An 11,754-nucleotide genomic window follows, 5' to 3' on the forward strand; every position below is an offset into this window, starting at 1 on the left:
GAAGCATATCGGACTTCCACCAAAAGGAGGCAAATGATATGCAGACAAAAAAAGAGATTATTTCTGTAACGCAAACCCGATTACCGTCGTCTTATGGACAAATAAGATTAAAAACGGAAATCATGAGAACATTCTTTACAGCATTATTACTGTGTATGAGCTTGGGTTGTTTAGGACAATCCATACAACTGAAAGGAATCATCAAGAACGAAGATAAACAGGCCATTGAATTTGCCAATATCGTTTTACAGACACGCGATTCAAGTATGGTCACCGGCGCTTCTTCGGATGCTAAAGGGCATTTCGAATTAATGAACATCAGTGCCGGAACGTACCGGCTAGTCATCTCAAGTGTCGGTTATCAGACACAGGAAATCTGGCTGACCGACTTGAACCAGTCCCGTAACTTAGGTGAGATTTATCTAGCAGAAGAAGCCTTTGCTCTCGACAACGTCACGGTAACTGCTTCGGCACAACGAAGCGAAATAGACCGGAAAATTGTCTATCCATCCGAACGCCAGCAAAAGGCCTCGGCCAACGGCGTTGATTTGCTGCAACAACTAATGCTCCCGCGTCTTCAGGTTGATCCGGTAAACAATACCATTCAGATTCCGGGTGACGGTGAAGTACAGTTGCGAATCAACGGTGTGAAAGTAACCAACCAGGAAATCCGAGCCTTGCGTCCGGATGAAATCGTCCGGGTGGAATATCATGACAATCCCGGATTGCGTTACGGGAATGCCGAAATTGTAATAGATTACATCGTCCGCCGACCGGAAACAGGCGGGAACTTCGGTATTGACATCATGCAGTCACCGCATGTCGCTTGGGGAAATTACCAGGCCAGCATGAAGATCAACCATAAGAAGTCGGAATTCTCGGCCAATTACTGGGGCGGACCACGCGACTTCTACGGCGCTTATCGGGATAATCAGGAAGACTTCAATCTGGGAAACGGAACGGAACTGCATCGATATGAAAAAGGAGTTCCTTCACACTGGAAGCTGATGCAGCAATGGCTGAACGTAGCTTACAACCTGCAGGACAATAATAAATACCAATTCAACGTATCCCTCAATTATTCCGGGAACAATGTACCTGTCCAGCGTTTCAAAGGACAATTGATCAATCGGACGAATGAAACGGACTATGTAGATATGCTCGACGAGACCAGCAGTCATTACCACCGTCCTTCGCTCGACATCTATTATCAACGCAACCTGAAGAAAGACCAGGTCTTGATCTTCGATGTGGTAGGAACCTATAACAAAGAATTTTCCGATCGCCTTTATCAGGAAAGCCGGGAAAACAATATGCTGACCAATATCCGGAACAAGGTCTATGGAAAGAAATATTCCATCATCGGCGAAGGAATCTACGAAAAGAAACTGGCCAATGGAAACCGCTGGGGAGCTGGTCTGCGTCATACGCATTCCTTTTCCAACAACGATTATATCAACGGACATACATACCGGACGGAAATGCAACAAGGTTCGACCTATCTGTATGGAGAATTCCGGGGAAAGGCGAAGAAGTTAGATTATATGCTGGGTATTGGCGGAACACGTTCGTTCTATCGTCAGGAAGGAAGTGTAGATTTATACCAATATTATACCTTCAATCCGCGACTAACACTGAAATATACCTTCAACGATCGGGCATATCTACGCCTGCGTTCGTCCATCAGTAATGAAATGCCTTCGTTAGGAAACTTGAGTGCTATCGACCAGGTGATTGATTCCCTGCAAATCCAACGTGGTAACCCAAATCTGGAATCTTATTTATATTATCGGACAAGTCTGGACGGTGAATGGTCGAAAGGAATCTTCCACACCTACTTCAGCATGAGTTATAATTATAAGCCCAACGCTATCATGGACGAAAAGTATGTAGAAGGGAACAAGATCATCCAGACATGGGACAATCAGAAGAACTGGCAAAGCCTTACACCAATGGTACAGCTGCGTGTCGGTCCGGTAGCCAATATTCTTCAATTCTCTGTCAGTGGCGGATTGAATCATTACATCAGTAATGGCAATACTTACAAGCACCGGTATTCAAACTGGTGGATGGACGCCAGCATATCAGCCAACTGGAAGAATTTCACCTTCATATATCAGATTATGACCAACCAGAACCGTCTTGTAGGAGAAACAGTCTCAGGAGATGAAAATGCACAAATCCTAATGTTGAACTACAAATGGAAAGACCTGCGTATCGGAGCCGGTGTATTCAACCCGTTTACCAACGATTACAAGACCATCAGTGAAAACTGGAACCAATATGCATCGAGCCGTAAGTCCAATCACCTGCAAGAAAGTTCACACATGGCATTTATCACACTGAGTTATAACTTCTCTTTCGGCCGCCACTACAAGTCAGGCAGTAAGAAAGTAAGTAATCAGGATTCAGATTCAGGTATCATGCAGACCGGGAAATAACAGAAGATACAAATGATTCCCATAAAAAAGGCTGCCCCAACCGGTGTCGGGGCAGCCAAAACACTCACTTATGTTTTCTGTAAGCTGTGAGGGTTGATGAATTATTTGTTACTTAAGATTTCCAACGTATCCGAAGCAATCATATACTCTTCATCCGTCGGAACCACCATTACGGTCACTTTACTATCCGGTGTGCTGATAACCATTTCTTCACCACGCATACCTTTGTTCTTTTCTACATCAATCTTCATGCCCATGTATTCCATATCCTGGCAAACAACACGGCGAGTTTCCCACTGGTTCTCACCTACTCCACCTGTCCAAACCAAGATATCGCAACCATTCATGGCTGCTGCATAAGCACCGATGTATTTCTTGATACGATAATTATAGACATCCAGTGTCATGATTGCCCGTTCGTCGCCTTTCTCTACAGCAGCTTCCAGATCACGCATATCCGAAGAACCACCAACCAGTCCGGCAACACCGCTCTTCTTATTGATCAAATCAGATAAACCGGCTGCATCCAATCCTTCCTTTTCCATAATGAAAGGAATAGCTCCCGGATCAACATCACCACAACGAGTACCCATCAACAAACCTTCTGTAGGAGTCAATCCCATAGAAGTATCAATACATTTACCATTCATAATGGCAGCAATAGAACCACCATTACCTACGTGAGCTGTAATAATCTTCTGGTCTTCATATTTTACACCTAAGATTTCACAAGCACGTTTGGAAACATATCGATGACTTGTTCCGTGGAAACCATAACGACGGATACCATATTTCTGATACAACTCGTAAGGCAAACCGTACATATAAGCCTTAGCCGGCATTGTCTGATGGAAAGCCGTATCGAATACACCAACCTGAGGAATACCCGGAATCAATGCTTCCATGGCTGCAATACCTTTCAGGTTAGCCGGGTTATGCAACGGAGCCAATTCAGAACATTCAACGACCTTATCCAATACTTCTTTTGTCAGCAGAACGCTGGAAGCGAATTTCTCACCACCATGTACCACACGATGACCTACCGCATCAATTTCCTTATAATCTTTGATACAGCCATACGTATCATCGGTCAATACACTCAAGATAAACTGAATACCAGCCTGGTGTTCCGGAATGTCCTTTTCCAGGATCACCTTTTTACCATTCTTGTCTGTCAGTTTCAGGAAAGCTCCCGGCAAACCGATCTTTTCGATACCACCTTGAGCCATTACATTGCCCGAAGTCATATCAAACAATTTATACTTGATAGAGCTACTACCGCAATTCAATACTAATATCTTCATACCTATTTGTGTTTTTATGGAGTTAATAAATTACTTTGAAGCCTTCAGAGCAATAGATTGATTACATGCGATAGCGACCATCTTATAGACGTCATCTACTGAACAACCACGAGACAAGTCATTAACCGGAGCAGCCATTCCTTGCAGAATCGGGCCAATAGCTTCCGCTCCACCCAGACGCTGAACCAGCTTGTAAGCAATATTACCAACTTCCAAAGTCGGGAATACCAGCACATTCGCCTTACCTGCGATATCACTTCCCGGAGCTTTCTGTGCAGCTACCTTTTCTACCAGAGCAGCATCAGCCTGTAATTCTCCGTCGATCTTCAAATCAGGAGCCATTTCCTTCGCTAAACGAGTGGCTTCAACAACCTTATCAACCATTTCGTGTGAAGCACTACCCTTTGTTGAGAAACTCAACATAGCTACACGAGGTTCGATATCGGCAATATGACGAGCCGTCTGAGCAGTAGCTACAGCAATACTGGCTAATTCCTGAGCATTCGGATTCGGCATAACAGCACAATCAGCAAATACGAATAAGCCGTTTTCTCCGTATTGAGGAGTCTTTGTAAACATCAAGAAGGCGCCCGAAACACAACTCATGCCCGGAGCAGTCTTGATAATCTGCAAGGCCGGACGTAATACATTTCCTGTTGTATTCTGAGCTCCAGCAATTTCACCGTCAGCATCGCCCGCTTTAATCATCAAACATCCCAGGAACAAAGGATCTTCAACCAAGACTGCAGCCTTTTCCGGAGTCATTCCTTTCTTCTGGCGCAACTGGAACAATAAATCTGCATAAGCAGCTTTCTTTTCATGGTTCTTCGGATCTACGATCTTTGCCTCTTGAATATGAGTCAATCCGAATTCAGCAGCCAATTTATTAATTTCAGAAGGATCGCCAATCAAAATAATATCAGCAACCTCGTCGGCCAATAAACGGTCGGCAGCTTTCAATGTTCTTTCTTCAGTTCCTTCAGGAAGAACGATGCGCTGCTTATTTGCTTTAGCACGCGCAATAATTCCTTGCATTAAGTCCATCGTAGATGATTTTATAGTTATTTAATAATTGTCTTTCTTTGACTTCACAAAAGTAGGCAAAATGCCATATAGAGTTAGCAAAATCAATTGATATTTTTAAGAAGATCGGACCGCTTTCAAATCTTTTAACAGTAATTTGTCACCTGTCGTTCGCCACACAAGATTTGTTGCAATTCTTCTCCGGAAATATTTACACTCAAGTTTCCATTATGAGCTACGGATATTTTACCTCGTTCTTCGGAAACGATAATGACAATCGCGTCTGTCTCAAACGACATACCCAAACCAGATCGGTGACGCAAGCCCATTTCTTTCGGCAAATTGGCTGTTTGGGCGACCGGAAGAATACAACCAGCCGCACGAATCCGGTTCTTGGCAATAATCATCGCGCCATCGTGCAGCGGACTGTTCTTAAAGAATATGTTTTCTATCAGACGGGCATTGACATCGGCATTGAACATTTCTCCGGTATGCTCATAAACCGTCAAATCAACATCCTGCTCAATGCAGATTAAAGCTCCCGTTTTCTTCTTGGCCATATTCATACAGGCCAATACAACAGGTGCCACAAAGCTGGGTTCATTTTCTCCGTTTTCCCGATGTTTTCCAAAGAGTTTACTCAAGAACTTCCACCCTTTATGAGAACCTAAAGCCAACAAGAAGCGACGGATTTCATCTTGGAACAGAATAATCAGGACGATAACACCTACACTGATTACCTTATCCAAAATAGCTCCCAGCAAACGCATCTCTAAAATCTGGGAAACCAGAATCCACACAATAACGAACGAGACAACACCGCTAAAGATAGCTAATGTGCCCGAACTCTTCATGATTTTATACGTCTGATACAGAAAGACGGCTACCAGCAGAACATCGATCAGATCTTTTATTCCAAAATGCATCCACATATAAAACCTCCTTCCGTTTTTATCCTTTCAATTGTTGAACGATCTGAATTGCTTCTCTTGCCGCACGGACATCGTGTACCCGCAAAATATCTGCTCCCTGTAACAGTGCATACGTATGCAAGACTGTCGATCCGTTCAAACTTTCTTCCGGAGTTATTCCCAATAATTTATAGATCATACTTTTTCGGGAGACACCGACCAACAGAGGCAAACCGAATATCCTAAAATCAGACAAATGACGCATCAGTTCATAATTCTGTTCCAATGTCTTGCTGAATCCGAATCCCGGATCAAGAATAACATCGTTCAAACCCAACCGGAACAAGCGTTCCAGCTTTAGAGAAAAGTATTTCAGTAAATCAGCCGTCACATTATCATAATGAGTTTGCTGTTGCATTGTCTGCGGAGTTCCGCGCATATGCATCATTATATAAGGTATACGCAACCTGGCCACTGTTTCAAACATCTGTTCATCCAGTTCACCTCCGGAAATATCATTAATCATAGCAACCCCAAACTCTTCTACACACCAGCGGGCAACAGAAGAACGAAAGGTATCGACCGAAACTATAGCCTCAGGATAATGTTCATGAAGCTGGCGCAATGCTGTTTCCAACCGTTGCTTTTCTTCTGTCTCAGATACTTCGGTCGCATCCGGACGAGAAGAATAACCTCCGACATCAATGATCGTAGCACCTTCGTGCAATATCGTCTCTATCCGGTCAACAATAGCACATTCTGTCTGCTTCCGACTTCCAGCATAAAAGGAATCGGGTGTAACATTCAGAATACCCATTACCAACGGTTCGTCCAACGAAAGAAGCTGTCCTTTGATATTTATTGTCTTACTCATCATTATCCAACTATTTTATGAGGGCAAAGATACAATATTATTCTTCTTTTATTCTTACTTTTGCCCCAACTTTAAATGAGGTTATTCTATGAATACAACGGAGCTATACGAATTATTCGTACATCATCGTAAAATATCTACGGACAGTCGGAATTGTCCGTTCGGTTCTTTATTCTTTGCGCTGAAAGGAGAAAATTTCGATGGTAATCAATTTGCCGCCAAAGCCTTGGACGCCGGAGCAGCTTATGCCATCATCGATAATCCGGAATATCAGGTTAATGACCGTACCATTCTGGTAGACGATGTATTAAAGACTTTACAACAACTGGCTCACCGTCACCGCAAAATGTTGGGTATTCCAATTATCGGTATCACCGGAACAAACGGGAAAACGACCACCAAGGAACTGATCGCCGCTGTCCTTTCTACTAAATACAATATATTATATACAGAAGGAAACTTGAACAACCAGATTGGTGTTCCACTGACATTGCTTCGTCTTGACAACGATCACGAAATGGCCGTTATCGAAATGGGAGCCAATCATCCGGGAGACATTAAGGAACTGGTTGAAATCGTTGCGCCCAATTACGGAATCATTACCAATATCGGCTGTGCGCATTTGGAAGGATTCGGTTCACTGGAAGGTGTCATCCAGACCAAAGGTGAGCTGTATGATTATTTACGGCATACCAAAGGAAAGATATTCATCCAGCATGAGAATAAAATATTGCAGCAGATCGCTAAAGGACTGGAGCAAATTTCATACGGACAGGAAGAAGGAGACTTTACCGTAGGTCACGTAGTCAGTTGCAATCCGTTCCTGACTTTCGACTGGAAGCAGCAAGGAAAAGTTCATGTTGTTGATACACACCTTATCGGCGCTTACAACCTGGATAATATCTTGGCAGCCATTGCTGTCGGACGTTATTTCAAGATTCCAGCCGAACGTATCAGCCGGGCCATTGCGACCTATGAGCCCACCAACAACCGCTCGCAGTGGAAGGAAACAGAAAAGAATCACCTCATCATTGATGCCTATAATGCCAATCCGAGCAGCATGAAACTCGCTTTAGAGAATTTTGCCCAGATGGATGTAACTCCTAAAGCCGTTATCCTCGGCGACATGCGCGAACTCGGACCAACCAGTGACGAGTTGCACCAGGAAGTTGTTCAACAGCTTCGGGAAATCGGATTTGATCAGGTTTTTTTATGTGGCGAACATTTCAGCCGTACCGGGAATGGCTTCCAGACTTTCCCAACAACGGCCGCTTTGAAAGAGTATCTGCAGGCGCATCCGCTCAACGGATTTCATATTTTGTTGAAGGGTTCACACAGCATGGCGCTGGAAACACTGATAGATCTTTTATAATCAGAAACTACTTTTTCGGGAAGTAGAACATAAACTTTATATTACAACACTATTATTAATACGAATGTCACTCATTCGTTTGACAGGCAACTGGCTTTTGTCAAACCTGTGAGTGTTAACTTACTTAAATGAGTTAATTATCTAAGAGGCAGTCTTCGGATTTGAGGCTGCCTCTTCTTTTTGTTATCACATCCCGATTCAGTCTTCTTGATTAAAGGCATCTCAATAAAAGGTTGTTTATAATGTTTTGTCCCAATAGCGAGATATGAAAGATACATTTTCAACTTGTAAAAGCAAGAATATAAACAGAAATTATTACCGGATAAAACCCCGAACTCTTTCAGACAATCGCCGCTTATTGTATCTTTGTAGCGTGAATAATTAGAAACATAAAAACGATGAAGAACGAATTTCTCCAGACTGAAGAAGCAATTGTGGCTATGTTGAAAACCGTATACGACCCGGAAATTCCGGTAAACGTATACGACTTGGGACTTATCTATAAAGTAGACGTGGATGAACAAAAGAACGTACGGATTGATATGACACTGACGGCGCCCAACTGTCCGGCTGCTGATTTTCTGATTGAAGATATCCGTATGAAAATTGCTTCCATCGATGACGTCAAGAATGTAGATGTCAACCTAGTATTTGAACCGGAGTGGAACAAAGACATGATGTCGGAAGAAGCCAAACTTGAATTGGGTTTCATGTAATGGAAACATCCCGTACAAAAATATACTTTGCCTCAGACGCACATCTGGGCGCCCGTTTTCATGCCGACCCGAGAGCTGTCGAAAAGAAACTGGTTCGCTGGCTCGACAGTATCAAACAGGATGCATTAGCTGTATGGTTTTTGGGCGATATGTTCGACTATTGGTATGAATATAAATATGTCGTTCCAAAAGGATTTACCCGCTTCTTGGGAAAACTGGCCGAATTGTCTGACAGCGGTATCGAGATCCATATCTTTATCGGCAACCACGACATCTGGATGTTCGACTATCTGCCGCAAGAGATTGGAGCTATCATTCACCGCGAACCATTGACGATCGACCTGCTAGGAAAACGATTCTTCTTAGCTCATGGCGACGAGGTTGATTACCGCAGCCGGGCTTTCCGTATCATCCGTCAGATTTTCCGCAACCGTTTCTGCCAAATCCTATATAGCGCGATTCATCCTCGCTGGACTTTCGGCTTTGCTTTAGGCTGGTCTCTCAGCAGTCGGAAGAAAGGTTTGAAGAAGGAAGAAGAAGTTTCCTACCAAGGTGAAAGCTCGGAATACCTGGTTGTATTTGCCAAACAGTATCTGCAAACGCATCCGGATATCAATTTCTTTATCTTCGGTCATCGGCACATCATGCTCGACCTGATGCTTTCACGAACCAGTCGCCTGTTGATTGCCGGAGACTGGATGCAGCATTTCTCCTACATCGTCTGGGACGGTGAGTACCTTTATATGGACCAGTTCGAAGCCGAATAACATCACTAATTTCCAAATTCTATGAATGTTAAAGCCAAAGGATATATTTTAGGCGCCATAGCGGCAGCTACTTATGGAATGAACCCGTTATTTGCCCTGCCGCTTTATAAAGATGGAATGAATCCGGATTCGGTTCTTTTCTTCCGCTACCTATTCGCCATTCCGATCATGGCCGTGATGATCAAATCCAGAAGAAGAAGTTTCAGACTTCAGAGAAAGGAAATACTGCCTTTAATCATCATGGGCCTGCTGCTATCTCTTTCTTCTTTAGCGCTGTTCCTCAGCTATAACTATATGGAAGCCGGCATTGCTTCTACCCTGCTCTTCGTCTATCCGATCATGGTCGCATTGATTATGAGCTGCGTATTCAAGGAAGCCCTCAAGCCGCTTACTATCTTCTGCATCTTCCTGGCCTTGTCAGGCATTGCCCTGCTATATCAGGGAGACAACGGACAGCCCATCAGTCTGCAAGGTATCCTGCTGGTTATGGTTTCGGCTCTCTCTTATGCCATTTATATTGTAGGCGTCAACCGTTCTACCCTGAAAGAAATACCGACGGTAAAACTGACTTTCTACGTATTGCTCTTCGGTGTCTCTCTCTTTGTCTTCCGCGTTGATTTCGGCCAGTCGGTGATTGTTCCCGACAAATGGTATCTGTGGGGAAATCTGATTGCCTTAGCAGCTTTGCCGACAGCCCTTTCCTTTCTCTGTACGACACAGGCCATCCAATACATCGGTTCCACGCCAACAGCTATCCTTGGTGCCTTGGAACCGCTGACGGCCTTATTCTTCGGAATCTTGCTGTTCGGTGAAACACTGACCGTCCAATTAGGTTGCGGTATCGCACTGATTCTGATAGCCGTCACACTGATCATTGCCGGAAATAACATTTCCCAGCATCTGATCCGTTTCCGAAAGTTGTTTCCCAAACTGCCTTTACGCAGGAACAAGGCTCCGCGTCAATGAAGTCGCCCTTCATCGGCAAAGCTGAAATAACGGGTATCAGCGATGATCACATGATCCAGTACCTGCATATCCAGCAGCTTGGCAGCCTGTTGGATACGGCGGGTCAGCTGTTCGTCGGCCGAACTGGGGCGCAAAGCTCCTGAAGGATGGTTATGGCAGAGTATAATTCCGGAAGCCAGTACATTCAAGGCTCCTTTCAAAAGCAGTTTGATATCGGCCACTGTTTCCGAAACACCGCCCTGACTTAATTTCACCTTGTCGATCACCCGATTGGAACGGTTCAGATAAGCTACCCAGAACTCTTCGTGAGATAAATCAGCCAACAATGGAAAGAACAGATTATAAACGTCACGGCTGCAACTGATTTGCGGACGGACAACCGGTTCGGCTTCCCGGCGCCGGCGTCCTAATTCCAGAGCCGCCAGGATCGTTACACCTTTGGCCACACCAATGCCCCGGAAACCTGAAGTCAAATCGTTCAACGACAGTTTGCCTAACATATATAAATTATTATTGACGGTATTCAAAATACGCTGGGAAAGCTGGATAGCCGATTCATCTTTCGAACCGGAACCAATCAGAATAGCCAACAACTCGGCATTGCTTAAGGAAGTTATTCCCCGGAGAAGGACTTTCTCCCGCGGACGGTCGTCTTCCGCCCACTCTTTAATGGTCAGATTTTTCATAGCCAGGTAGATTATGTTTCATGAAAAAAGAAACGCCGTTGGGCAATTGCTCCAGCAACTACACTCCGGCGTTTCCTGATATCCTTTACAAATTAACGGACACGACCTACGTATGATCCGTCTTGTGTATTGATTTCGATGATCTCGCCTTCGTTGATGAACAACGGAACACGTACTTCTGCACCTGTTTCAACAGTAGCCGGTTTCAATGTGTTAGTAGCTGTATCACCTTTGATACCCGGTTCGGTGTAAGTAACAGCCAACTGAACCTTAACAGGCATATCAGCATACAGCACTGTTTCAGTAGAAGCGTCTGATACGACATCAACAATTTCTCCTTCTTTCATGAAATCAACACCGTTGATCAGCTCCTTGTCGATGATTACATCTTCGAAAGTTTCCTGGTTCATGAAATGATAGTGTTCACCTTCCCGATATGTATATTGATAAGGGCGACGTTCTACACGTACATCTTCCAGTTTTTCACCGATGTTGAAGCGGCGTTCGATAACACCACCTTTCACTACATCTTTCAGTGTTGTACGCATGATTGTATTACCTTTACCCGGCTTTACATGCAAGAAATCTATACAAAAATAAAGTTTACCGTCGAGACGGATACAAGTACCTTTCTTAATGTCTTGTGAGTTAATCATATTTGTTTTCTTTATGTTATAATTATTTGCTACATGAA

The 11,754-nt window shown here is 44.0% G+C and carries 11 protein-coding genes; 5 read left to right on the forward strand and 6 right to left on the reverse strand.

Going from position 1 to position 11,754, the window contains the following annotated elements; genetic code table 11:
• Nucleotides 1-122 precede the first annotated feature (122 nt).
• A complete protein-coding gene (locus NEE14_RS10485) occupies nucleotides 123-2,441 on the forward strand; it encodes a TonB-dependent receptor (protein ID WP_251967901.1) in 2,319 nt (772 codons plus the stop codon).
• A 101-nt stretch (nucleotides 2,442-2,542) separates the two neighbouring features.
• Here NEE14_RS10485 and NEE14_RS10490 read toward each other — a convergent pair whose 3' ends face one another.
• From NEE14_RS10490 to folP, 4 genes are all read right to left on the reverse strand, one after another.
• Nucleotides 2,543-3,745, reverse strand: coding sequence for an acetate kinase (locus tag NEE14_RS10490; protein WP_251967900.1), 1,203 nt, complete (start codon nucleotides 3,743-3,745; stop codon nucleotides 2,543-2,545).
• A gap of 30 nt (nucleotides 3,746-3,775) precedes the next feature.
• The gene (gene pta / locus NEE14_RS10495; RefSeq protein ID WP_251967899.1) at nucleotides 3,776-4,789 is read right to left on the reverse strand and encodes a phosphate acetyltransferase; all 1,014 of its coding nucleotides are present in this window, start codon (nucleotides 4,787-4,789) and stop codon (nucleotides 3,776-3,778) included.
• A 125-nt stretch (nucleotides 4,790-4,914) separates the two neighbouring features.
• Complete coding sequence (gene cdaA, locus NEE14_RS10500; protein ID WP_251967898.1) at nucleotides 4,915-5,700, reverse strand: diadenylate cyclase CdaA; 786 nt, start codon at nucleotides 5,698-5,700, stop codon at nucleotides 4,915-4,917.
• Nucleotides 5,701-5,719: 19 nt separating this feature from the next.
• On the reverse strand, nucleotides 5,720-6,556 hold the full coding sequence (gene folP / locus NEE14_RS10505) for a dihydropteroate synthase (protein WP_251967897.1): 837 nt from the start codon (nucleotides 6,554-6,556) through the stop codon (nucleotides 5,720-5,722).
• An 85-nt stretch (nucleotides 6,557-6,641) separates the two neighbouring features.
• On the opposite strand from folP, the gene NEE14_RS10510 reads away from it, so the two are divergent.
• The 4 genes from NEE14_RS10510 to NEE14_RS10525 all read left to right on the forward strand — a co-directional run bounded on the left by NEE14_RS10510 (nucleotide 6,642) and on the right by NEE14_RS10525 (nucleotide 10,374).
• Nucleotides 6,642-7,925: a UDP-N-acetylmuramoyl-tripeptide--D-alanyl-D-alanine ligase gene (locus NEE14_RS10510; protein ID WP_251967896.1), complete on the forward strand. Its 1,284-nt coding sequence runs from the start codon at nucleotides 6,642-6,644 to the stop codon at nucleotides 7,923-7,925.
• A gap of 398 nt (nucleotides 7,926-8,323) precedes the next feature.
• Nucleotides 8,324-8,641, forward strand: coding sequence for a metal-sulfur cluster assembly factor (locus NEE14_RS10515; protein ID WP_251967895.1), 318 nt, complete (start codon nucleotides 8,324-8,326; stop codon nucleotides 8,639-8,641).
• Nucleotides 8,641-9,408, forward strand: a complete 768-nt coding sequence (locus NEE14_RS10520) for a UDP-2,3-diacylglucosamine diphosphatase (protein ID WP_251967894.1) — start codon at nucleotides 8,641-8,643, stop codon at nucleotides 9,406-9,408. The genes NEE14_RS10515 and NEE14_RS10520 overlap by 1 nt, the downstream gene beginning before the upstream one ends.
• A 21-nt stretch (nucleotides 9,409-9,429) precedes the next feature.
• Nucleotides 9,430-10,374, forward strand: coding sequence for a DMT family transporter (locus NEE14_RS10525; protein ID WP_251967893.1), 945 nt, complete (start codon nucleotides 9,430-9,432; stop codon nucleotides 10,372-10,374).
• On the opposite strand, the gene radC is transcribed toward NEE14_RS10525, so the two are convergent.
• Complete coding sequence (gene radC / locus NEE14_RS10530) at nucleotides 10,368-11,060, reverse strand: RadC family protein (RefSeq protein ID WP_251967892.1); 693 nt, start codon at nucleotides 11,058-11,060, stop codon at nucleotides 10,368-10,370. The two genes, NEE14_RS10525 and radC, sit on opposite strands and share 7 nt — an antisense overlap.
• 92 nt (nucleotides 11,061-11,152) lie before the next feature.
• Entirely contained in the window at nucleotides 11,153-11,716 is a 564-nt protein-coding gene (gene efp / locus NEE14_RS10535; RefSeq protein WP_251967891.1) for an elongation factor P, read from the reverse strand.
• Nucleotides 11,717-11,754: the final 38 nt, after the last annotated feature.

The sequence above is a fragment of the Parabacteroides sp. AD58 genome, from assembly GCF_023744375.2.
GTDB lineage: Bacteria > Bacteroidota > Bacteroidia > Bacteroidales > Tannerellaceae > Parabacteroides > Parabacteroides absconsus.